Below are 22,536 nucleotides of genomic sequence, written 5' to 3' on the forward strand. Positions count from 1 at the left end.
TTTTTTTGTCCGCAATTTTTTACCCGGTAGGCCCTTTGCGAGGGTCGCCACTGGAGAGATACATGACTCAAGAGCCGATGACTCAGCCGATCGTCGTAGCGGCGCTATACAAGTTCGTGACCCTCAGCGATTACGTGGCACTGCGCGAGCCGCTGTTGCAGGCGATGGTCGACAACGGCATCAAGGGCACTCTGTTGATTGCCGATGAGGGCATCAACGGCACGGTTTCAGGCAGCCGTGAAGGCATTGATGGCCTGATGGCGTGGCTGAAGAGTGACCCACGCCTGATCGATATCGATCACAAGGAGTCCTACTGCGACGAGCAGCCGTTCTACCGTACCAAGGTCAAGCTCAAGAAAGAGATCGTGACCCTGGGTGTGGAGGGCGTGGACCCTAACAAAAACGTGGGCACTTACGTTGAGCCGAAAGACTGGAACGACCTGATCACTGACCCCGAAGTGCTGTTGATCGATACCCGTAACGATTACGAGGTATCAATTGGCACTTTCGAAGGCGCCATTGATCCAAAGACCACGTCGTTTCGTGAGTTTCCCGAATACATCAAGGCGCATTTCGACCCTGCGGTACACAAAAAGGTCGCAATGTTCTGTACCGGTGGCATCCGCTGCGAAAAAGCCTCGAGCTATATGCTGGGCGAGGGTTTCGAGGAGGTTTATCACCTCAAGGGCGGGATTCTCAAATACCTCGAGGAAGTCCCAGAGAAAGAGAGTCAGTGGCGCGGCGAATGTTTTGTCTTCGACAACCGGGTGACAGTTCGTCATGACCTGACCGAAGGCGATTACGATCAGTGCCATGCCTGCCGTACCCCTATCAGTGCCGAGGACCGCGCCAGCGAGCACTACTCGCCGGGTGTCAGTTGCCCGCATTGCTGGGATTCGTTGAGCGAGAAAACCAGGCGCAGTGCCATTGACAGGCAGAAACAGATCGAATTGGCCAAGGCGCGTAACCAGCCTCATCCAATCGGTCGTAATTACCGTTTACCATCCGAGCATCCAACTTCAGAGGCCTGAGCCATGTCCGCCCGCCTGATCTATGTCATGGACCCTATGTGTTCATGGTGCTGGGGGTTTGCCCCGGTTGCCGACGCACTGGTCACTCAGGCGCGCGAGGCGGGCGTGCCGTTGCACCTGGTCATGGGCGGCCTGCGTTCTGAAAAGACCGTTCTGGAGCCCGCCAAGCGCCGCTACATTCTTGAACACTGGCGGGCGGTCGAGGAGGCCACCGGGCAGGTGTTTCATCTCGAAGGCGCACTGCCGGAAGGTTTTGTCTACGACACCACTCCAGCCTGTCTGGCGGTCGCCGCCGCGCGGCATCTCGACCCTGAAGGTGCCTGGCTGCTGGCGGGGCTGATTCAGCAAGCGTTCTATGGCGAGGGTCGTGATGTGACGCTTCCTTCGGTGCTGGCCGAGTTGGCCGGGCAGGCGGGTTTTTCGCGTCAGGCATTCGCCGATGAATTTGAAAGCCCGGAGCGGCAGGCGGCCACGGTCGCTGATTTCGCCTGGGCGCAGGACTTGGGCATTGCCGGGTTTCCGACCCTGCTTGCCGAACGCAATGGCCAATTGGCGCTGCTGACCAATGGTTATCAGCCGCTGAGCAGTCTTTCGCCGCTGCTGGGGCGGTGGTTGGAGCGTGCAGTCAGTGCGTGATGATCCCCCCGAAGCGCACCGACAAGCGCATGCAGGCCGTGGCGATGCATTGAGCTGGGCTGAAATCCGCCGCCTCGCGTTACGTCATAAAAAAGCGCTGTGGCTGGCAAATGGTGTCGCGGTTCTGGCGACTCTGTGCAGTGTGCCGATCCCCCTGTTGCTGCCGTTGCTGGTTGACGAAGTGCTGCTGGGCCGGGGCGATGCCGCGCTGAAAGTCATGAATCATCTGTTGCCCGACAGCCTGCAGAAGGCGGTGGGCTATATCGGCCTGATGCTTTTGCTGACACTGCTGCTGCGCGTAGGGGCGCTGGTTTTCAACGTCTTGCAGGCGAGGTTGTTTGCCGGGCTGGCGAAGGACATCGTCTACCGTATCCGGCTGCGCCTGATTGAGCGGCTCAAGCGAATTTCACTGCGAGAATACGAAAGCCTGGGCAGCGGCACTGTCACCACGCACCTGGTGACCGATCTGGACACTCTGGACAAATTTGTCGGCGAAACGCTCAGTCGCCTGTTGGTGGCGACCCTGACGCTGGCCGGCACGGCGGGCATTCTGATGTGGATGCACTGGAAGCTCGCGCTGCTGATCATGCTGTTCAACCCGCTGGTGATCCTCCTCACAGTCAAGCTCGGCAAGCGGGTCAAGCACCTCAAGAAGCTTGAGAACGACAGCACCTCGCGCTTCACTCAGGCGTTGAGTGAAACGCTGGATTCGATCCAGGAAGTCAGGGCCGGCAATCGGCAGGGGTTCTTTCTGGGGCGTCTGGGGTCAAAGGCGCAGGAAGTTCGCGACTACGCTATCAACTCGCAATGGAAGAGCGACGCTTCGGGGCGTGCAAGCGGCCTGCTGTTTCAATTCGGCATCGATATCTTTCGCGCCGCTGCGATGCTCACTGTGCTGTTCTCGGACCTCTCCATCGGGCAGATGCTCGCAGTCTTCAGCTACCTGTGGTTCATGATGACGCCGGTGGAGCAATTGCTGAACTTGCAGTACGCGTATTACGCAGCGGGCGGCGCACTCACGCGTATCAACGAGTTGCTGGCTCGAGCCGACGAGCCGCAATACCCCGGCGGTGTCGACCCCTTCAAGGGACGCGATACCGTGGGCATCGAAGTACGCGGCCTGAGCTTCGGCTATGGCGATGATCTGGTGCTGGATCAGTTGAATCTGAATATCGCGCCGGGGGAGAAGGTTGCGGTTGTCGGCGCCAGTGGCGGGGGCAAGAGTACGCTGGTGCAGTTGCTGCTGGGCCTGTACACGGCGCGCACCGGGATCATTCGCTTTGGCGGCGTCAGCCAGCAGGATATCGGCCTGGAAACAGTGCGCGAGAACGTCGCCGTAGTCCTGCAGCATCCGGCGCTGTTCAACGACACCGTGCGGGCCAATCTGACCATGGGCCGCGACTGCAGTGATGACGCCTGCTGGCGGGCACTGGAAGTCGCGCAACTGGATTGCGCCATACGCGAGCTGCCGCAAGGCCTGGACAGTGTGGTGGGGCGCTCCGGGGTCAGGATGTCTGGCGGGCAGCGCCAGCGTATGGCGATTGCGCGCATGGTGTTATCCGATCCTAAAGTGGTGATCCTCGATGAAGCGACTTCGGCGCTGGACGCTGCCACGGAGTACAACCTCCATCAGGCCCTCGCACGCTTTCTGCGCAGTCGCACCACGTTGATCATCGCGCATCGTCTTTCTGCCGTTAAGCAGGCTGACCGGGTGCTGGTGTTCGACGGCGGCCGAATCGTGGAAGACGGTGATCATCAGCAGCTGATTGCCGATGGAGGTCTGTACGCCAAACTGTACGGACATTTACAACAAATTTGATGTGCTTCGCCTTGATCAGTGTTCAAGTTGCTTCAATTTTGGGAGATTCAACTGCCATCATTGCGGAATTTAGCCTAGTCTCTGCGCTAGACGTTTATTCAGGCATGTGGTGACGTGAAACCCATGAAACAACCATGGACCTTCTCCAAGCCCCGTCTGTTGGGCATCGTATGGCCTTTCATTGCCGTCGCACTGTTTCAGGCGTTGTTGGGCTGCGTAAGCCTCTATACCATGTCTGCCGTGCGAAGCTATGTCGCGGGTGAAAGCCTCTGGTCCAAGGGGCAGAAGGACGCCATCCACTACCTGAGTCTTTACGCCAATACGCACGATGAAGGCGATTACCTGAAGTATCAGCGTGCCTTTGCTGTGCCACAGGGCGGCCATGCATTGCGCAAGGCGCTTGACCAGCCCATTCCCTCTCTGTCGGATGCGCGGGCCGGCATCATCCAGGGCGGCAATCACCCGGACGATGTCAACGGCATCATCTGGATGTACCTGAATTTCCACAATTTCAGTTTCATGAAGCAGGCCATTCACTTCTGGGAAGTGGGGGATGGCTACCTGATGCAGCTCAACGAGCTTGCACAGCATATCCATGAGCGTGTTATTCAGGGCGATGTCACGCCTGCCGATGTCGAACAGTGGCGCGTGCAGATCAACGTCATCAATGACGGTGTCACGCCTGCAGCCAAGGCATTCAGCGACGCGCTGGGCGAAGGGTCGCGGTTTATCCTCAACCTGCTGATAGCGGTCAATCTGGTGACCGCCATTGTGCTGATTGTACTGGCGCTGATGCGTGTGCGCCGCCTGATTGCCCAACGACGGCTGTTCGCCGACGCGCTGCAACTGGAGAAGGAGCGGGCGCAAATTACCCTTGAATCGATCGGCGACGGAGTGATCACCATCGATGTGGCGGGTGCCATTGTGTACATGAACCCTGCGGCCGAAGGTCTGACGCACTGGAAGAGCTCACAGGCCAGCGGGCTTCCTCTGGCAGCGCTGTTCAACCTGCTGGATGAACACGACCAGAAAGACAGCTCGACGCTGATCGATCAGATTGCCTCCGGAAGGCTCAAGGGCGGCAGCGCCAGCAGCAAATTGATCCAGCGGCTGGATGGCAGTACGGTTTCGGTAGCACTGGTCGGAACACCTATCCACACCTCCGGCGTGATCAGTGGTGCAGTGCTGGTGCTGCATGACATGACCCAGGAGCGTCAGTACATCGCCGAGCTGTCATGGCAGGCTGCCCACGACCCGCTGACCGGGCTGGTCAACCGCAGCGAGTTCGAGCGACGCTTGCAACAGGTGCTTGATGAGCGCGGCGACGGCTCAGGCACTCATTGCCTGATGTTCCTTGACCTTGACCAGTTCAAACTGGTCAATGACACCGGTGGTCATGCCGCAGGCGACGAACTGTTACGCCAGCTGTGTCAGGCCTTGCCGCAGGGCCTGCGCGACAGCGACACACTGGCACGTCTGGGTGGCGACGAGTTTGGCGTTCTGCTCGTCGACTGTCCGGCCAGCAAGGCTAACGACATTGCCGAGGCCTTGCGCGAAATTGTGCAGAGCCTGCATTTCATGTGGAAAGGCCGGCCGTTCATGACCACCGTCAGTATTGGTCTTGTGCATCTGGGCGACGTACCTGTCACCCTCGAAGCATCACTGTCCGCCGCCGACATGGCCTGTTACATGGCCAAGGAAAAGGGCCGTAACCGGGTTCAGGTGTACAGCGTCGACGACCTGAAGCTGTCCATGCGTTTCGGCGAGATGGCCTGGATACAACGCTTGCACATGGCAATGGATGAAAACCGGTTCTGTCTTTATGCTCAGGAAATCGCCGCCATGAGCGGAGAGGGCAATGAGGTACGCCACATCGAGATTCTTCTGCGTCTGCGTGACGAATCCGGGAGGATGGTGGTGCCGGACAGCTTTATCCCGGCTGCCGAGCGTTACGGGCTGATGACCACCCTGGATCGCTGGGTGGTACAGAACGTTTTCAAGGTCATCGCCCAGTGCCAGAGTGATGACAGGCATCAAGCACCTCAGGCGCTGTGTGCTATAAATTTGTCTGGTTCAAGCATTGGAGATGATACGTTTCTCGAGTATCTGAAGCATCAGTTCGTGGCTTTTGATGTGGCGCCGGAGATGATCTGCTTCGAGATCACTGAAACCAGTGCCATTGCCGATTTGCAAAGCGCCATCAGATTCATCAACGAGCTGAAGTCACTGGGCTGCAGGTTTTCTCTGGATGATTTCTGTTCCGGGATGTCGTCCTTTGCCTACCTGAAGCATTTGCCAGTGGACTTTCTGAAAATTGATGGCAGTTTTGTAAAGGACATGCTCGACAATCCGATCAACAAGGCCATGGTCGAGGTCATCAATAATATTGGCCATGTGATGGGCAAACGCACCATTGCCGAGTACGTCGAGACGCCCCAGATAGAGTCTGCGTTGCTGGAAATGGGCGTGGATTTTGCACAGGGCTATCTGATTTCGCGTCCTGAATTGTTCACTTGTGAAAGTCTGTACATTCAGCCCGTACGGCCTGACCCCCTGATGTTCGGCGCGCCAGGAACGCTACGTTAATCAGTCGAAACCTTATAAGGAGATACCCAGTGATCGACACTTTCGAGAGAACAGGTCCGCTCATGGAAGCTAGCAGCTACCCGGCCTGGGCGCAGCAGCTGATCAAGGATTGCAGTGCTGCCAAGGCGCGGGTCGTCGAACACGAGTTGTATCAGCAGATGCGTGACGCAAGACTGAACCCGCTGATCATGCGCCATTACCTGATTGGTGGCTGGCCCGTCGTAGAGCAGTTTGCGGTGTACATGGCCAAGAACCTGACCAAGACCCGCTTCGGCCGTCATCCCGGCGAAGACATGGCGCGTCGCTGGCTTATGCGCAACATTCGAGTCGAACTCAACCACGCTGATTACTGGGTCAACTGGTGCGCATCCCACGATGTGACGCTTGAGGATCTTCATGATCAGCACGTAGCTCCGGAGCTGCACGCGCTGAGCCACTGGTGCTGGCAGACCAGTTCCTCGGATTCTCTGGCGGTAGCGATGGCTGCTACCAACTACGCCATCGAAGGTGCAACGGGGGAGTGGTCGGCGGTGGTCTGTTCGTCAGGTGCCTACGCTGAAGCGTTCCCTGAAGAGACCCGCAAGAAAGCCATGAAATGGCTCAAAATGCATGCACAGTACGACGATGCGCATCCTTGGGAAGCGCTTGAGATCATTTGTACGCTGGTGGGTAACAAACCGAGTCAACAGTTGCAGGCCGAGCTGCGTCAGGCCGTTACCAAAAGCTACGATTACATGCACTTGTTCCTGGAGCGCTGCATGCAGCTCGACAAGATCAAGTCTGCGCGCGGACGGGTCGCCGCACTGGAAGCGTAGGGAGGAGGAAGGCGGGAGAGGTCGCGACGCTAGCTGGCCATCGCAAGGCGGTTTCGGCCTTGACGCTTTGCAACATAAAGAGCGTTGTCGGCCCGGCGCAGCAGGCTGTCGGCCGTTTCCGTTGACAGCAGCGTCGAACAGCCGAGACTGACAGTCATGTTCAGCGTCGGATCAAGCTCCTGAAACTCGAGGTCTCGTACCGCCTGGCGTAATCGTTCACCGATCAGTTCAGCTGAATCGGAGTCGGTGTTCGACAGAATCACCACAAACTCTTCCCCGCCATAGCGGAACACGCGGTCAATATTACGCAACTGCGTCTTCAGACTGTGCGCGACGGTTTTCAGCACGTCGTCACCCGTGTGATGGCCGTATTCATCATTCACTTTCTTGAAGTGATCAATGTCCAGCATGAGCAGCGACAGCGGCTGCTTGTGGCGACGAGAAACCTCTATTTCCCGGGCCAGGCTCTGGTCCATTGCGATACGGTTGCCGGTATCGGTCAGCGAGTCACGAAGTGCGCTCTGAGTGGCGATGCGGTACAGCAATGCATTGAGCAGCGGGTACAGCAGGCAGACCAGCAAGGACTCAAGGTCGCTCAATTGCCGGGTGTCAAAGGGCTTGGCACACTGGAACTCCAGTTCGCCGATGAATTTACCTTCATGACGCAAGTGAAAACTCGCACTGTTGGATGACACCTCGCCCAGCCGCAGGTGCAGGTCACTTTCAACGTGTCTATAGATCAGACCGCTTAATGGCAGGAACCGCTGCACTCCCTGAAAGAACAGGGTCAATATCCGCTCTGCCTCCAGACTGGTCTGCAGTTGGCGCCCAAGCTGGTAAATCAGCTCGGGCAGTGACGGGGGTGGGAGTACGGCGTCAGGTCGATTTCGAAAGCCAAGTCTCTGCAATTCAGCCGTATCGAAATCGATTGCATGGGTCTGGGTAGGAAAATTCATCTCTTCGCTCCTCAGCACATATTGCTGGCTTGGCTGGGTTAGAGGGGACGTGTCGCGATTCGGTTCATTTTTGCCTAGACATATTGAAATCAGTGGTTTAGCTGACGTCAGCTCTCTGACAGTGACGAATTTTCGGCAATTCCTTGGCTTTAAGAAGCGCAAAAAGCCGCGCTTGTGACAGTTTTTTGTCACAAGCACACGGGGGCGTGTCAGTTTATTGAGCGTTCAGGGCTTGTCCGTTGATGCCCTTGCTGTCCGGCCCCATGAGGTACAGGTAGACCGGCATGATGTCCTCGGGTGCAGGGTTGTCCAGAGGGTTTTCGGAGGGGTAGGCCTGTGCTCGCATTCCAGTGCGCGTGGCACCCGGGTTGATGCTGTTGGCGCGTATGGCGGTCACGCCATCGAGCTCGTCAGCGAGGGTTTGCATCAGCCCTTCGGTAGCGAATTTCGACACGCTGTAGGCGCCCCAGTTTGCACGTCCCTTGCGGCCGACGCTGCTGGATGTGAACGCGATAGAGGCATCTTCCGAGAGTTCGAGCAGCGGCAGCATCGCCTGGGTCAGCATGAAAGTGGCATTCACATTGATGTGCATGACCTGCGCGAATTCCTCGGCGGATATCTGTTCCAGCGGGGTGCGCGGACCAATGATCGATGCGTTGTGCAGCAAACCGTCGAGACGACCGAACTCGGTCTCGATCATGCCTGCCAGTTCCTGGTAGTGGCCCGGGCCGGCGATTTCCAGGTCGAACGGTATGACTACCGGTCGTGGCTGGCCTGCCGCCTCGATCTGGTCGTACACCTCAGACAGGCTGCTCTCGGTTCTGCCCAGCAGCAGGACGGTTGCGCCGTGTGCGGCATAGCTTCTGGCAGCCGCTGCGCCAATCCCGCGACCGGCTCCGGTAACCAGAACGATCCGGCCTTTGAGCAGGTCCGGGCGCGCGGAGTAATCAAACATGAATGGCCTCTTTCATTAATAATGGCGGGTTCAGCAACTGCACACGGCGTTATCCAGCACCTTGCGCAATTCTAGCGGATGGTCGACCACCACATCGGCGCCCCAGTGGTCGGGGTTGTCGTCGGGGTGGATGTAGCCGTAGCGAACAGCAGCAGTCTTGGTGCCCGCGTCCCGCCCTGATTCGATATCGCGCAGGTCATCGCCTACGAACAACACGCTGGCTGGGTCCAGGTCGAGCATCTTGCAAGCCAGGATCATTGGCTCTGGGTGCGGTTTGCTGTGCGTGACGTGATCGGGGCAGATCAGTACCGCCGAGCGCTCCGAGAGCTTGAGCTGATCCATGATTGGCTGCGCAAATCGCACCGGTTTGTTGGTCACCACGCCCCAGATCAGACCGGCTTTCTCGATATCGGCCAGCAACTCGGGCATGCCGTCGAAAAGCTTGCTGTGGGTGGCGCAGTCACGCTGGTAGCGTTCCAGAAACTCCACACGCAATGCCTCGAACTCCGGTGCATCGGCAGACATTGCGAAGGCGGCGGCGACCATTGCTTTGGCGCCCCCGGAGACGACGTCGCGGATCAGTTTGTCCGGCACGCCGGGAAGGCCGCGTTCCGCCAGCATCGCCTGAGCAATGGCGATGAAGTCGGGCGCGGTGTCGAGCAGGGTGCCATCCATGTCGAATAAAACTGCTCTCAAGCGCATGTCTTATGCCTCCCGCAGGGTATGGATCATGTAGTTGACGTCAACGTCGGAGGCAAGTTTGTAATGCTTGGTCAGCGGGTTATAGGTCAGGCCGGTGATGTCTTTGACCTGAAGGCCTGCATCGCGGCTCCAGGCACCCAGCTCGGAAGGGCGGATGAATTTCTTGAAGTCGTGAGTGCCGCGCGGCAGCAGGCCGAGAATGTATTCGGCACCGATCACGGCAAACAGGTAGGCCTTGGGATTACGGTTGATGGTCGAGAAAAACACCTGGCCGCCGGGCTTGACCATGCGGTAGCAGGCTCGAATCACCGAGGAAGGGTCCGGGACGTGCTCGAGCATTTCCAGGCAGGTCACCACATCGAACTGCTCGGGCATTTCTTCGGCCATGTCTTCGGCGGTGATCTGCCGATACTCGACGCTGACACCGGATTCGAGCTGATGCAACTGCGCCACTGCCAGTGGCGCTTCGCCCATGTCGATACCGGTGACGGTTGCGCCGCGCAGTGCCATCGCCTCGCTCAGAATGCCGCCGCCGCAACCGACGTCCAAAACCTTCTTGCCGGCCAGACTGGCGCGCTCGTCGATCCAGTTGACACGCAAGGGGTTGATGTCATGCAGCGGCTTGAATTCGCTTTCGCGGTCCCACCAGCGATGGGCCAGGGCCTCGAATTTGGCGATTTCTGCGCGGTCGACGTTGCTCATGGGTGTCCCTCTTGAACTCAAAATTCGTTTTCATCAGTCTGGTATAGATGAACCAGACTGGCATGTGTTCGGTCCGGATCGAATTATTCGATTTTGCCGGAAATACGCTGGCCCCAGGCAATGGCAGTGTCGCGCAGTGCATGCTCATCCATGCGGGTCAGGTGGCCATCGTCGAGCAAGTGTTTGCCTGCCACCCAGACGTGGCTCACACAGTCGCGTCCCGTGGCATATATAAGCTGAGACACCGGATCATAGATCGGTTGCTGGGCCAGTCTGGACAAGTCGAAAACGACCATGTCTGCGGCCTTGCCAAGCTCCAGCGAGCCGGTTTCGTCCTGCAAGCCCAGCGCGCGGGCACCATTGAGGGTTGCCATGCGCAATGCCCGGTGGGCATCCAGAGCTGTGGCCGAACCGGCGACCGCCTTGGCGAGCAGGGCGGCAGTGCGCGTTTCGCCGAGCAGATCGAGGTCATTGTTGCTGGCCGCGCCGTCGGTGCCCACTGCAACGTTCACACCCGCCTGCCATAGTCGCTCGACCGGGCAAAAACCGCTGGCCAGCTTGAGGTTGGACTCGGGGCAATGGATAACGCTGGAATTGCTTTCCACCAGCAGTTCGAGGTCTTCATCGCTGATTTGCGTCATGTGTACGGCCTGAAACCGCGGGCCGAGCATGCCCAGGCGATTGAGCCGGGCAAGGGGGCGTTCCTGATGTTGCTCGACGGCCTGTTCGACTTCAAAGGCGGTTTCGTGGACATGCATCTGGATCATGGCATCGAGTTCGTCGGCGATGACCCGGATCTTTTCCAGGTTTTCATCGCCCACGGTATAGGGCGCGTGCGGGCCAAAGGCAATTTTGATACGCGGGTGGTGGGCCAGGTCGTTGAACAGTTCGATGCCGTTGTGCAGTGCTTCATCGGTGGTCCGGGCACCCGGAATCGGAAAGTCCAGCACCGGCACGGTGATTTGCGCGCGCATACCGCTGAGGTGGACGCGTTCGGCAGCCACTTTGGGGTAGAAATACATGTCCGAGAAACAGGTGATGCCGCCCTTGAGCTGCTCGGCGATGGCCAGATCGGTGCCATCGCGCACGAAGTCTTCATCGACCCACTTGCCCTCGGCAGGCCAGATGTGGTCCTGCAGCCAGGTCATCAGCGGCAGGTCGTCGGCCAGGCCGCGAAACAGTGTCATTGCTGCGTGGCCATGGGCGTTGATCAGGCCGGGGCTGAGCAGCATGCCAGGTAGCTCTTGCACCTGCAGGGCATCGTGGCGCAGTGCCTCGGCCCGTGGGCCGATATAGACGATGAGGCCGTCGTAGATGCCGATACCGTGGTCCTTGAGCACTACGCCCGCGGGCTCGACCGGCACCAGCCAGGTGGGCAGGAGCAGCAGGTCGAGCGGTGGCGTGGCGTTCGGCATGAGAAGGTTTCCAAAGCTTATTACGTTGATGTCGAAGTATACCCGAGCGTCTTCGCGGACTGCTCGCTATAATCAGCGGCTTTTGATGCTGGGTTTCGGATGTTCAAGATGGAGTTGGCGATGCGCGATCGACTGTTGGCTGCAGAGAAGGTAAAGGCCATCGATTGGCGAGACAACGCGTTGTACCTGCTTGACCAGCGGGTGCTGCCTTTCGAGGAGGTCTGGCACCGCTACACCACTGCCGCCGGGGTCGCCGAGGCGATTCGCACAATGGTGGTCAGGGGTGCGCCTGCTATCGGCATCAGTGCCGCCTATGGCGCGGTGCTGGGCGCTCGTGCCCGTATAGAAGAGGGCGGCGACTGGTATCCGGCGCTGGAAGAAGACCTGCAGTTGCTGGCCGATTCGCGACCGACCGCAGTGAACCTGTTCTGGGCATTGAACCGTATGCGTGACCGGTTGATGCGGGTCAAGAACGGCGACAACCCGCTGGCGGCGTTGGAGGCCGAGGCAGTGGCCATTCACCTGAGCGACCGCGAAGCCAATCTGACCATGGCGCAGCTGGGCGCCGATCTGATTCGCCGGCACCAAGGCAATCTCCAGACAGTGCTGACCCACTGCAATACCGGGGCGCTGGCCACGGGCGGTTTCGGCACTGCGCTGGGCGTGATTCGCGCCGCGCACCTTGAAGGCATGATCGAGCGGGTCTACGCCGGTGAAACCCGGCCCTGGCTGCAGGGTTCGCGGCTTACCGCATGGGAACTGGCCAACGAAGGCGTCCCGGTGACCCTCAATGCCGACTCTGCCGCCGCCCACCTGATGCGCACCAAAGGCATTACTTGGGTGATCGTCGGCGCCGACCGCATCACGGCCAATGGCGATGTGGCGAACAAGATCGGCACGTATCAGCTGGCAGTCGCTGCCATGCATCATGGCGTGCGCTTCATGGTCGTGGCGCCGAGTTCGACCATCGATATGGATATGGCCAGCGGCGACGACATCATCATCGAAGAGCGTGATGGTCGTGAGCTGCTTGAGGTAGGCGGGCAGCGGGTCGGCGCTGACGTAGAGGCCTTCAATCCGGTGTTCGATGTGACGCCGGCAGACCTCATCGACGCCATCGTGACCGAAAAAGGCATTGTCGAGCGTCCCGACACTGCACGCATGGCGCAATTAATGAGCCGCAAACACCTTCATTGATCCCCGGGCTCCACGCCTCGCCGCTTGCGCAAAGCGGCTGCGCGAGCCTGTAAGCGTCTCTCAGGCGTCTTGTGGGCTGGTGGCTCGCTTTCAGGGCCTGCAAAGGATGTGAGCGCCTCCGCGATTGTGGTAACATCCGGCGGTTTCCGGGGACACTGACAATGGTCGTCCACGCTGCGTAGATTCATGGCATAACTCGTTGATTTGTCGTAAGTCGCTGCCTGCAAATGCTGGCAGCGGCGAGCTTTGTAAATCCCGAATGGATTTATGAGGTTTCACCAGAAAAAGGAATCAGGCTTCTCATGGGCGAACTGGCCAAAGAAATCCTCCCGGTCAATATCGAAGACGAGCTGAAGCAGTCCTACCTCGACTACGCAATGAGCGTAATTGTGGGTCGGGCACTGCCCGATGCGCGCGACGGCTTGAAGCCCGTGCACCGGCGCGTGTTGTTCGCAATGAGCGAGCTGGGTAACGACTGGAACAAGCCGTACAAGAAATCCGCCCGTGTGGTTGGTGACGTGATCGGTAAATATCACCCGCACGGCGACACGGCTGTGTACGACACCATCGTTCGTATGGCTCAGCCATTCTCGCTGCGCTACCTGCTGGTAGACGGCCAGGGCAACTTCGGTTCGGTCGATGGCGACAACGCTGCGGCCATGCGATACACCGAAGTGCGCATGACCAAGCTGGCTCACGAGCTGCTGGCCGACCTGCACAAGGAAACAGTGGACTGGGTGCCGAACTACGACGGCACCGAAATGATCCCCGCGGTCATGCCGACCCGTATTCCCAACCTGCTGGTCAACGGTTCCAGCGGTATCGCCGTGGGCATGGCGACCAACATCCCGCCGCACAACCTCGGTGAAGTCATCGACGGTTGTCTGGCGCTGATCGACAACCCCGAGTTGACGATCGACGAACTGATGCAATACATCCCCGGCCCGGACTTCCCGACCGCAGCGATCATCAATGGTCGCGCCGGCATCATCGAAGCCTATCGTACCGGCCGTGGACGCATTTACATGCGTGCCCGCTCCATCGTCGAAGACATCGACAAGGTGGGTGGTCGCCAGCAGATCGTCATCACCGAGCTGCCTTACCAGTTGAACAAGGCGCGGCTGATCGAAAAGATCGCCGAACTGGTCAAGGAAAAGAAACTCGAAGGCATCACCGAACTGCGCGATGAGTCCGACAAGGACGGCATGCGCGTGGTCATTGAACTGCGCCGTGGCGAAGTGCCTGAGGTCATTCTCAATAACCTCTACGCCCAGACCCAGCTGCAAAGCGTCTTCGGTATCAACATCGTTGCGTTGATCGACGGTCGCCCGCGCATCCTTAACCTCAAGGATCTGCTGGAAGCGTTCGTTCGCCACCGCCGTGAAGTGGTCACCCGCCGTACCGTCTTCGAACTGCGCAAGGCGCGTGAGCGTGGCCATATCCTTGAAGGTCAGGCCGTGGCGCTGTCCAACATCGACCCGGTCATCGCGCTGATCAAGGCCTCGCCGACACCTGCCGAAGCCAAGGAAGCGCTGATCAAGACGCCTTGGGAATCGAGCGCCGTGGTCGAAATGGTCGAGCGTGCCGGTGCCGACTCATGCCGTCCTGAAAACCTCGATCCGCAATACGGTCTGCGTGAAGGCAAGTATTTCCTTTCGCCGGAACAGGCTCAGGCCATCCTGGAGCTGCGTCTGCATCGTCTGACCGGTCTGGAGCACGAGAAGCTGCTGGGCGAATATCAGGAAATCCTGACTCAGATCGGCGAGCTGATCCGCATCCTGAACAGCGCCACGCGCCTCATGGAAGTGATCCGCGAAGAGCTCGAACTCATCCGTTCCGAGTACGGCGATGCCCGTCGCACCGAAATTCTCGATGCGCGTCTGGACCTGACCCTGGGTGATCTGATCACCGAAGAAGAGCGCGTTGTCACCATTTCTCACGGTGGCTACGCCAAGACCCAGCCATTGGCGGTCTATCAGGCCCAGCGTCGCGGTGGCAAGGGCAAGTCGGCTACCGGCATCAAGGATGAGGACTACATCGCTCACCTGCTGGTTGCCAACAGCCATACCACGTTGCTGATGTTCTCCAGCAAGGGCAAGGTTTACTGGCTCAAGACCTACGAGATCCCGGAAGCCTCGCGCGCTGCACGTGGTCGCCCGCTGGTCAACCTGTTGCCATTGAGCGACGGTGAGTACATCACCACCATGCTGCCGGTCGATCTCGAAGCCATGCGCAAGCGTGCCGACGAAGAAGGCGAGGCCCTCGAGGCCGAGCTGGACGACGCGGAAAACAGCAACGAAACCGAAGAAGAGCGCAAGGCCCGCATCAAGGCTGCCGATAAGAAGAAGGCTCCGTTCATCTTCATGTCCACGGCCAACGGCACGGTCAAGAAGACTCCGCTGGTGGCATTCAGCCGTCAGCGCAGCGTCGGTCTGATCGCCCTTGAGCTGGACGAAGGCGACATCCTGATTTCTGCTGCCATCACTGACGGCGAACAGGAAATCATGCTGTTCTCCGACGGCGGCAAGGTTACCCGCTTCAAGGAATCCGACGTTCGCGCCATGGGCCGTACGGCTCGCGGTGTGCGTGGCATGCGTCTGCCTGAAGGGCAGAAGCTGATTTCGATGCTGATCCCGGAAGAAGGCAGCCAGATCCTTACCGCTTCCGAGCGCGGCTACGGCAAGCGTACGGCCATCTCCGAGTTCCCCGAGTACAAGCGCGGCGGGCAGGGCGTTATCGCCATGGTCAGCAACGAGCGAAACGGCCGCCTGGTCGGTGCAGTTCAAGTGCTTGATGGCGAGGAAATCATGCTGATCTCCGACCAGGGCACACTGGTGCGTACCCGCGTCGGAGAAGTGTCCAGCCTGGGTCGTAACACTCAAGGCGTGACCCTGATCAAGCTGGCCAGCGACGAAAAACTGGTTGGCCTGGAGCGTGTTCAGGAACCATCGTTAGTCGAAGGCGAAGAGCTTGAGGGCGAAGAGGTTGTTGATGGTTTGGTTGCAGGTGTTATTGATGCGGACGTCGAGGATGCAGGTGAAGACCTGCAGGCCGACGCAGCAGCCGATGATGACGAACCTCAGAACTGAGTTGTAACGTAAATCAGGTAAGGGCTGGCTCGTCTGTGATTGCATCTGCGTCACGGGCAAGTCCAGCCCTTGCGGCATTCGGCCAGCCTGAACCGGATCAGAATTTTCGTAACGAGCTGCCGACCGCCATGGCGGCTGCCTGCTCGTGATGCAGCATCCAGAAACAAGCGCGTACAGACCCAACGTATTTGACGAGAGTGGATATGAGCAAGCGAGCCTTTAACTTCTGCGCAGGTCCTGCTGCGCTTCCTGAAGCTGTTCTGCTGCGTGCCCAGGCGGAGCTCCTCGACTGGCACGGCAAAGGCTTGTCGGTCATGGAGATGAGCCACCGCAGCGACGAGTTTGTCTCCATTGCCACCAAGGCCGAGCAGGATTTTCGCGATCTGCTGTCCATTCCCTCCCATTACAAGGTGCTGTTCCTGCAAGGCGGCGCCAGCCAGCAGTTCGCGCAGATCCCGCTGAACCTGTTGCCTGAAGACGGCAAGGCCGATTACATCGACACCGGTATCTGGTCGCAGAAGGCTATTGATGAGGCGTCGCGTTACGGCGCAGTCAACGTCGCGGCCAGCGCCAAGGCTTACGATTACTTCGCCATCCCTGGCCAGAACGACTGGAAGCTGTCCCGGGACGCGGCCTACGTTCACTACGCACCGAACGAAACCATCGGTGGTCTGCAATTCGACTGGATCCCGGAGATCGGTGACGTGCCGCTGGTAGCCGACATGTCTTCGGACATTCTCTCGCGTCCGGTAGATATATCGCGTTTCGGCATGATCTACGCGGGTGCGCAGAAGAATATCGGCCCCAGTGGCATCGTGGTGGTGATCATTCGCGAGGACCTGCTGGGGCGCGCGCGTTCGCTGTGCCCGACCATGCTCAATTACAAGGTCGCTGCCGACAACGGCTCGATGTACAACACGCCGCCGACGCTGGCCTGGTATCTGTCGGGGCTGGTGTTTGAATGGCTGAAAGAGCAAGGCGGTGTGGAGGCAATCGGCAAGCTGAACGACATCAAGCAGCGCACGCTGTATGACTTCATCGATGCCAGCGGGCTGTATAGCAACCCCATTAACAAGCCTGACCGTTCGTGGATGAACGTCCCGTTCCGTCTGGCGGATGATCGTCTCGACAAGCCGTTTCTGGCCGGTGCCGATGCGAATGGCCTGCTCAACCTGAAGGGCCACCGTTCGGTCGGTGGCATGCGCGCTTCTATCTACAATGCGGTGGATCTCAATGCGGTCAATGCATTGGTGGCCTATATGAAAGACTTCGAGAAGGAGCACGGTTGATGTCCGAGCAAGAACTCAAGGCGCTTCGCGTCCGTATCGACAGCCTCGATGAAAAGGTTCTGGAGCTGATCAGTGAGCGGGCTCGCTGCGCACAGGAAGTGGCCAGGGTGAAAATGTCCTCGCTGGCTGAAGGCGAGGTGCCGGTGTTCTATCGTCCCGAGCGCGAAGCTGCGGTGCTCAGGCGGGTTATGGAGCGTAACCGCGGGCCGTTGAGCAACGAAGAGATGGCGCGTCTGTTCCGCGAGATCATGTCTTCCTGCCTGGCCCTTGAGCAGCCGCTCAAGGTCGCCTACCTCGGTCCGGAAGGCACGTTTACTCAGGCTGCCGCGATGAAGCACTTCGGTCATGCGGTCATCAGCCTGCCGATGGCCGCCATCGACGAGGTGTTTCGCGAGGTGGTCGCCGGTGCGGTGAATTTTGGCGTGGTCCCGGTGGAAAACTCCACCGAAGGCGCCGTCAACCACACGCTGGACAGCTTTCTCGAGCACGACATGGTGATCTGTGGCGAAGTCGAGCTGCGCATCCACCACCATTTGCTGGTGGGCGAAAGCACCAAGACGCAGAGCATCTCGCGTATCTATTCACATGCCCAGTCGCTGGCGCAGTGCCGTAAATGGCTGGATGCGCATTACCCGAATGTCGAGCGGGTTGCGGTGGCCAGCAATGCCGAGGCCGCCAAGCGGGTCAAGGGTGAGTGGAACTCTGCGGCCATTGCCGGCGATATGGCAGCAGGCCTTTATGGCCTGAGCCGCCTTGCAGAAAAGATCGAAGACCGCCCGGACAACTCGACACGGTTCCTTATCATTGGTAATCAGGAAGTCCCGCCTACCGGCGATGACAAGACCTCGATCATTGTTTCGATGAGCAACAAGCCGGGCGCGCTGCATGAATTGCTGGTGCCGTTCCACGAGAGCGGGCTGGACCTCACGCGGATCGAAACCCGTCCGTCACGCAGTGGCAAGTGGACCTATGTGTTCTTCATCGACTTCGTCGGTCACCATCAGGATCCGCTGGTCAAGTCCGTGCTGGAAAAAATCAGTAGCGAAGCCGTGGCCTTGAAGGTGCTGGGTTCTTACCCTAAAGCGGTTCTTTGAGGGGGCGGTACATGATCTGTCTGTTTTTTGCCTTGCCGGTCTGTCAGGTGTGTTCGCGTGGTTGATGTGATTTCAGAACAGCCTGTCCGGCCTCTGATCGGTCGACTGGTGGTAGTAGGGCTCGGGTTGATTGGCGGCTCGTTTGCCAAGGGTGTGCGCGAGAGCGGTCTTTGCCGGGAAGTGGTCGGGGTCGATCTCGACCCAAGGTCACGTGAGCTGGCAGTCGAGCTGGGCGTTGTGGACCGCTGTGAAGCGGATCTGGCCCTGGCCTGCTGCGGCGCCGACGTTATTCAACTGGCTGTGCCGATTTTGGCGATGGAGAAGCTGCTTGCGTTGCTCGCGCCACTTGACCTCGGCGGCGCAATACTGACCGATGTCGGCAGTGCCAAGGGCAACGTGGTCCGGGCTGCGCGACAGGCATTCGGGCAGATGCCGTCGCGTTTCGTGCCGGGGCACCCGATCGCCGGGTCCGAGCAAAGCGGCGTCGAGGCCTCCAATGCTGCGCTGTTCAGGCGCCACAAGGTCATCCTGACTCCGCTGGCCGAAACCGACCCGCATGCCGTTGCAGTCGTTGATCAGTTGTGGTCCGCTCTGGGCGCCGACGTAGAGCACATGCAGGTCGAGCGCCACGACGAAGTGCTGGCCGCAACCAGCCATCTGCCGCACCTGTTGGCGTTCGGTCTGGTGGACTCGCTGGCCAAGCGTAACGAAAACCTCGAAATATTCAGGTACGCTGCCGGCGGCTTTCGTGATTTCACACGTATCGCAGGCAGTGATCCGACCATGTGGCATGACATCTTCATGGCCAATCGCGAGGCGGTGTTGCGAACGCTGGATACCTTTCGCAGTGATCTCGATGCCTTGCGCGATGCTGTCGATGCGGGCGATGGGCCGCAGTTGCTGGACGTATTCACGCGTGCTCGCGCGGCTCGCGAGCATTTCGGCAGAATTCTGGCCAGCCGCGCGCGCGTGGATGCGGCGCCCGGCGATCAGCGTAACGCCGCAGTCCGCTCCGGTGACGGTGTAAGTCATCGCATCAAAGGGCCAATTGATGTCACGTCCTCGGTGCTGTTTATGGTCGCCACCTCGATCAGCGAAGGCTGTGACTTGCTGCTGGAAGATGTCGGCGTCAGCCCGGCGTGCGAGGGGGCTATAGATGTTCTGCGCCTTATGGGTGGCGATATTGCGCTGCAAAACGTCCGTGCAACGGCAGGCGGAACGCTGGCAGACCTGCACGTGCGCTCTGCCAGGCTGAAAGGCGTCGATGTCCCGGAGGCGCTGGTTCCGCTGGCCATCGACACGTTTCCAGTGCTTCTGGTTGCCGCAGCCTGCGCAGAAGGGCGTACCATTCTGCGCGGCGCACAGGCGCTGCAGGCTGAACAGGCAGAGCGTGTGAGGCTGATGGCTGACGGGCTGCTCACCCTCGGAATCGAGGCCGAGCCCGTGCTGGATGGCATTATTATCGAAGGCGGCACGCCAGATGGCGGCGAGGTTGATGCTCGCGGTGATCAGCGTATCGTCATGGCGTTTCGCGTTGCATCGTTACGGGCTTCGGCGCCCATCCGTATTCAGAATTGTGCGGATGCCGCCACAGTGTTTCCCCATTTTCTGGCGCTGTGCGCTCAAGTCGGCATGCGTGTAGCGCAAGAGGACAAAAAGTGAAGATCAAACCCCCCGTTATTACCATCGACGGACCTAGCGGTTCCGGAAAAGGCACGGTTGCCGGATTGCTGGCCAGAAAGCTTGGCTGGTGCCTGCTTGATTCCGGTGCCTTGTATCGCTTGCTGGCTTTTGCCGCGCGCAATCATGGCGTCGACCTGACCAACGAAGAAGCGCTCAAGGTCCTTGCCGCTCACCTGGACGTGCAATTCGAGGCGACCCGGGAAGGGCAGGGGCAGCGCATCATCCTTGAGGGCGAAGATGTCACTCAGGCCATTCGCAATGAGCAGGTCGGAAGCGGCGCTTCGCAAGTTGCATCATTGCCGGCGGTACGCGATGCCCTGTTGTTGCGCCAGCGCGCCTTTCAGGAAGAACCGGGGCTTGTGGCTGATGGCCGCGACATGGGAACGGTCGTGTTTCCGGACGCCCCGCTGAAAATATTCCTCACCGCCAGTGCCGAGGAGCGTGCGCGCCGACGTTACTTGCAGTTGAAGGCCAAGGGCGATGATGTTAGTCTGTCGAGTCTGCTAGATGAGATATGTGCGCGCGACGAGCGCGACACCCAGCGAGCGGTAGCACCGCTCAAGCCGGCGCACGACGCCATACAGCTGGATTCCACCGAGTTGTCCATCGAGCAGGTGCTTGAACGCATTCTGAGCGAAATCGCACTCCGCGATATCGCCGGGTGACGAAGAAGCATGCGGGAGACCAGTCATAGTCCCGCAGGCTTTCTTTTACTTGAACGAAACCCACGTTGTCTGGAGCGTGGCAGATGGGCGTATTCTTCGCCCTTGATCAACAGGAATTAAAATGAGCGAAAGCTTTGCAGAACTTTTTGAAGAAAGCCTAAAGACCCTCAACCTTCAGGCCGGTTCGATCATCACCGCGATAATCGTGGATATCGACTACCAGGCTGGTTGGGTTACGGTTCACGCCGGTCTGAAATCTGAAGGCCTCATCCCGCTGGAACAGTTCCACAACGACGCTGGCGAGCTGACCATCAAGATCGGCGATGAAGTTCACGTTGCGCTGGACGCGGTCGAAGATGGCTTTGGCGAAACCAAGCTGTCCCGCGAAAAAGCCAAGCGTGCCGAGTGCTGGATCGTTCTGGAAGCGGCTTTCGCAGCTGAAGAAGTGGTCAAGGGCGTTATCAACGGTAAGGTTAAGGGCGGCTTCACTGTCGACGTTAACGGCATCCGTGCGTTCTTGCCTGGTTCTCTGGTTGACGTCCGCCCTGTGCGTGACACGACTCACCTGGAAGGCAAAGAGCTCGAGTTCAAGGTCATCAAGCTGGACCAGAAGCGCAACAACGTTGTCGTTTCCCGTCGCAGTGTCCTGGAAGCCGAGAACAGTGCCGAGCGCGAAGCTCTGCTCGAGTCCCTGCAGGAAGGCCAGCAAGTCAAAGGTATCGTCAAGAACCTCACCGATTACGGCGCATTCGTCGATCTGGGTGGCGTCGATGGCCTGCTGCACATCACCGACATGGCCTGGAAGCGCATCAAGCATCCATCGGAAATCGTCAATGTTGGCGATGAGATCGATGTAAAGGTCCTGAAGTATGATCGCGAGCGCAATCGTGTTTCCCTGGGTCTGAAGCAACTGGGTGAAGACCCATGGGTTGCTATCAAGGCTCGCTACCCGGAAAGCACCCGCGTTACCGCGCGTGTTACCAACCTGACCGACTACGGCTGCTTCGCAGAGCTGGAAGAAGGCGTGGAAGGCCTGGTACACGTTTCCGAAATGGACTGGACCAACAAGAACATCCACCCTTCGAAAGTCGTTCAGGTTGGCGACGAAGTGGAAGTCATGGTTCTGGACATCGACGAAGAGCGTCGTCGTATCTCCCTCGGCATCAAGCAGTGCAAATCCAACCCATGGGAAGATTTCTCTGGCCAGTTCAACAAGGGCGATAAAATCTCCGGCACCATCAAGTCGATCACCGATTTCGGTATCTTCATTGGTCTGGACGGCGGCATCGACGGTCTGGTTCACCTGTCCGACATCTCCTGGAACGAAGTGGGCGAAGAAGCCGTACGTCGCTTCAAGAAGGGCGACGAGCTCGACACTGTGATTCTGTCGGTTGATCCTGAGCGTGAGCGCATCTCGCTGGGTATCAAGCAGCTGGAAAGCGATCCTTTCTCCGAGTACGTCACTGTCAATGACAAAGGCGCAATCGTTCGCGGTATCGTTAAAGAAGTTGACGCCAAAGGCGCCATCATCACTCTGGCCGACGACATCGAAGCGACCCTCAAAGCCTCCGAAATCAGCCGTGACCGCGTTGAAGACGCGCGTAACGTTTTGAAAGAAGGCGAAGAGATCGAAGCCAAGATCATCAGCGTTGACCGCAAGAGCCGCGTAATCAGCTTGTCCATCAAGTCGAAAGACGTTGAAGACGAGAAAGAAGCAATCCAGAGCCTGCGTAGCAAGCCTGAAGTTGCTGAAAGCACTGGTCCTACCACTATTGGTGACCTGCTGCGCGCGCAAATGGAAAAACAGAACTAAGTTCTGCTTGACCATAAAAGGGGCGACTTCGGTCGCCCTTTTTCATGCTCGCCATTCGGGCCACACCGCTGTTATCCCTTCAGCCTGTC

Annotated in this window: 17 protein-coding genes; 12 read left to right on the top strand and 5 right to left on the bottom strand. The window is 58.9% G+C overall.

Annotation, left to right across the window (positions count from 1 at the left end; genetic code table 11):
- The first annotated feature begins 77 nt into the window (after positions 1-77).
- The 5 genes from trhO to POR16_RS07015 all read left to right on the top strand — a co-directional run bounded on the left by trhO (position 78) and on the right by POR16_RS07015 (position 6,887).
- Complete coding sequence (gene trhO, locus POR16_RS06995) at positions 78-1,031, top strand: oxygen-dependent tRNA uridine(34) hydroxylase TrhO (RefSeq protein WP_162010129.1); 954 nt, start codon at positions 78-80, stop codon at positions 1,029-1,031.
- 3 nt (positions 1,032-1,034) lie between these two features.
- A complete protein-coding gene (locus tag POR16_RS07000) occupies positions 1,035-1,667 on the top strand; it encodes a DsbA family protein (protein ID WP_005889730.1) in 633 nt (210 codons plus the stop codon).
- Positions 1,660-3,486 carry an ABC transporter ATP-binding protein gene (locus tag POR16_RS07005; RefSeq protein ID WP_005889731.1) on the top strand — a complete coding sequence of 609 codons (1,827 nt, stop codon included), beginning with the start codon at positions 1,660-1,662 and terminating at the stop codon, positions 3,484-3,486. Before POR16_RS07000 ends, POR16_RS07005 begins: the two co-directional genes overlap by 8 nt.
- Positions 3,487-3,609: 123 nt before the next feature.
- Positions 3,610-6,072, top strand: coding sequence for an EAL domain-containing protein (locus tag POR16_RS07010; protein WP_024669887.1), 2,463 nt, complete (start codon positions 3,610-3,612; stop codon positions 6,070-6,072).
- A gap of 29 nt (positions 6,073-6,101) precedes the next feature.
- On the top strand, positions 6,102-6,887 hold the full coding sequence (locus tag POR16_RS07015; protein WP_024669886.1) for an iron-containing redox enzyme family protein: 786 nt from the start codon (positions 6,102-6,104) through the stop codon (positions 6,885-6,887).
- Positions 6,888-6,916: 29 nt separating this feature from the next.
- Here POR16_RS07015 and POR16_RS07020 read toward each other — a convergent pair whose 3' ends face one another.
- The 5 genes from POR16_RS07020 to POR16_RS07040 form a co-directional block, all read right to left on the bottom strand.
- A complete protein-coding gene (locus POR16_RS07020; RefSeq protein WP_005889734.1) occupies positions 6,917-7,843 on the bottom strand; it encodes a GGDEF domain-containing protein in 927 nt (308 codons plus the stop codon).
- Between the two features lie 214 nt (positions 7,844-8,057).
- Complete coding sequence (locus POR16_RS07025; RefSeq protein WP_005889736.1) at positions 8,058-8,798, bottom strand: YciK family oxidoreductase; 741 nt, start codon at positions 8,796-8,798, stop codon at positions 8,058-8,060.
- 30 nt (positions 8,799-8,828) lie between these two features.
- The gene (mupP, locus tag POR16_RS07030; RefSeq protein ID WP_005889738.1) at positions 8,829-9,500 is read right to left on the bottom strand and encodes an N-acetylmuramic acid 6-phosphate phosphatase MupP; all 672 of its coding nucleotides are present in this window, start codon (positions 9,498-9,500) and stop codon (positions 8,829-8,831) included.
- A gap of 3 nt (positions 9,501-9,503) precedes the next feature.
- Positions 9,504-10,202 (bottom strand): bifunctional 2-polyprenyl-6-hydroxyphenol methylase/3-demethylubiquinol 3-O-methyltransferase UbiG, encoded by a 699-nt coding sequence (gene ubiG, locus POR16_RS07035; RefSeq protein ID WP_005889739.1) that lies wholly within the window; start codon positions 10,200-10,202, stop codon positions 9,504-9,506.
- An 83-nt stretch (positions 10,203-10,285) separates the two neighbouring features.
- Positions 10,286-11,617, bottom strand: a complete 1,332-nt coding sequence (locus POR16_RS07040; RefSeq protein ID WP_122381179.1) for a TRZ/ATZ family hydrolase — start codon at positions 11,615-11,617, stop codon at positions 10,286-10,288.
- A gap of 120 nt (positions 11,618-11,737) precedes the next feature.
- On the opposite strand from POR16_RS07040, the gene mtnA reads away from it, so the two are divergent.
- From mtnA to rpsA, 7 genes are all read left to right on the top strand, one after another.
- The gene (gene mtnA / locus POR16_RS07045; RefSeq protein ID WP_053480516.1) at positions 11,738-12,814 is read left to right on the top strand and encodes an S-methyl-5-thioribose-1-phosphate isomerase; all 1,077 of its coding nucleotides are present in this window, start codon (positions 11,738-11,740) and stop codon (positions 12,812-12,814) included.
- Positions 12,815-13,116: 302 nt separating this feature from the next.
- The gene (gyrA, locus tag POR16_RS07050; RefSeq protein ID WP_005889746.1) at positions 13,117-15,903 is read left to right on the top strand and encodes a DNA gyrase subunit A; all 2,787 of its coding nucleotides are present in this window, start codon (positions 13,117-13,119) and stop codon (positions 15,901-15,903) included.
- 203 nt (positions 15,904-16,106) lie between these two features.
- Positions 16,107-17,192 carry a 3-phosphoserine/phosphohydroxythreonine transaminase gene (serC, locus tag POR16_RS07055; RefSeq protein ID WP_005889748.1) on the top strand — a complete coding sequence of 362 codons (1,086 nt, stop codon included), beginning with the start codon at positions 16,107-16,109 and terminating at the stop codon, positions 17,190-17,192.
- A complete protein-coding gene (gene pheA, locus POR16_RS07060; protein WP_005889752.1) occupies positions 17,192-18,286 on the top strand; it encodes a prephenate dehydratase in 1,095 nt (364 codons plus the stop codon). Before serC ends, pheA begins: the two co-directional genes overlap by 1 nt.
- Before the next feature lie 108 nt (positions 18,287-18,394).
- Positions 18,395-19,948, top strand: a complete 1,554-nt coding sequence (locus POR16_RS07065) for a prephenate dehydrogenase/arogenate dehydrogenase family protein (protein ID WP_371906429.1) — start codon at positions 18,395-18,397, stop codon at positions 19,946-19,948.
- Positions 19,945-20,634, top strand: coding sequence for a (d)CMP kinase (gene cmk, locus POR16_RS07070; RefSeq protein ID WP_005889756.1), 690 nt, complete (start codon positions 19,945-19,947; stop codon positions 20,632-20,634). The genes POR16_RS07065 and cmk overlap by 4 nt, the downstream gene beginning before the upstream one ends.
- Before the next feature lie 121 nt (positions 20,635-20,755).
- Positions 20,756-22,447 (top strand): 30S ribosomal protein S1, encoded by a 1,692-nt coding sequence (rpsA, locus tag POR16_RS07075; RefSeq protein WP_002554562.1) that lies wholly within the window; start codon positions 20,756-20,758, stop codon positions 22,445-22,447.
- Positions 22,448-22,536 lie beyond the last annotated feature (89 nt).

The sequence above is a fragment of the Pseudomonas coronafaciens pv. oryzae str. 1_6 genome, from assembly GCF_000156995.2.
GTDB lineage: Bacteria > Pseudomonadota > Gammaproteobacteria > Pseudomonadales > Pseudomonadaceae > Aquipseudomonas > Aquipseudomonas tremae.

Bases quoted from the DNA above. Each gene is read 5' to 3' on its own strand.
- trhO (WP_162010129.1), top strand. From the start codon at position 78: ATGACTCAGCCGATCGTCGTAGCGGCGCTATACAAGTTCGTGACCCTC.
- POR16_RS07000 (WP_005889730.1), top strand. From the start codon at position 1,035: ATGTCCGCCCGCCTGATCTATGTCATGGACCCTATGTGTTCATGGTGC.
- POR16_RS07010 (WP_024669887.1), top strand. From the start codon at position 3,610: ATGAAACAACCATGGACCTTCTCCAAGCCCCGTCTGTTGGGCATCGTA.
- POR16_RS07020 (WP_005889734.1), bottom strand. From the start codon at position 7,843: ATGAATTTTCCTACCCAGACCCATGCAATCGATTTCGATACGGCTGAA.
- POR16_RS07025 (WP_005889736.1), bottom strand. From the start codon at position 8,798: ATGTTTGATTACTCCGCGCGCCCGGACCTGCTCAAAGGCCGGATCGTT.
- mupP (WP_005889738.1), bottom strand. From the start codon at position 9,500: ATGCGCTTGAGAGCAGTTTTATTCGACATGGATGGCACCCTGCTCGAC.
- ubiG (WP_005889739.1), bottom strand. From the start codon at position 10,202: ATGAGCAACGTCGACCGCGCAGAAATCGCCAAATTCGAGGCCCTGGCC.
- POR16_RS07040 (WP_122381179.1), bottom strand. From the start codon at position 11,617: ATGCCGAACGCCACGCCACCGCTCGACCTGCTGCTCCTGCCCACCTGG.
- mtnA (WP_053480516.1), top strand. From the start codon at position 11,738: ATGCGCGATCGACTGTTGGCTGCAGAGAAGGTAAAGGCCATCGATTGG.
- gyrA (WP_005889746.1), top strand. From the start codon at position 13,117: ATGGGCGAACTGGCCAAAGAAATCCTCCCGGTCAATATCGAAGACGAG.
- serC (WP_005889748.1), top strand. From the start codon at position 16,107: ATGAGCAAGCGAGCCTTTAACTTCTGCGCAGGTCCTGCTGCGCTTCCT.
- pheA (WP_005889752.1), top strand. From the start codon at position 17,192: ATGTCCGAGCAAGAACTCAAGGCGCTTCGCGTCCGTATCGACAGCCTC.
- rpsA (WP_002554562.1), top strand. From the start codon at position 20,756: ATGAGCGAAAGCTTTGCAGAACTTTTTGAAGAAAGCCTAAAGACCCTC.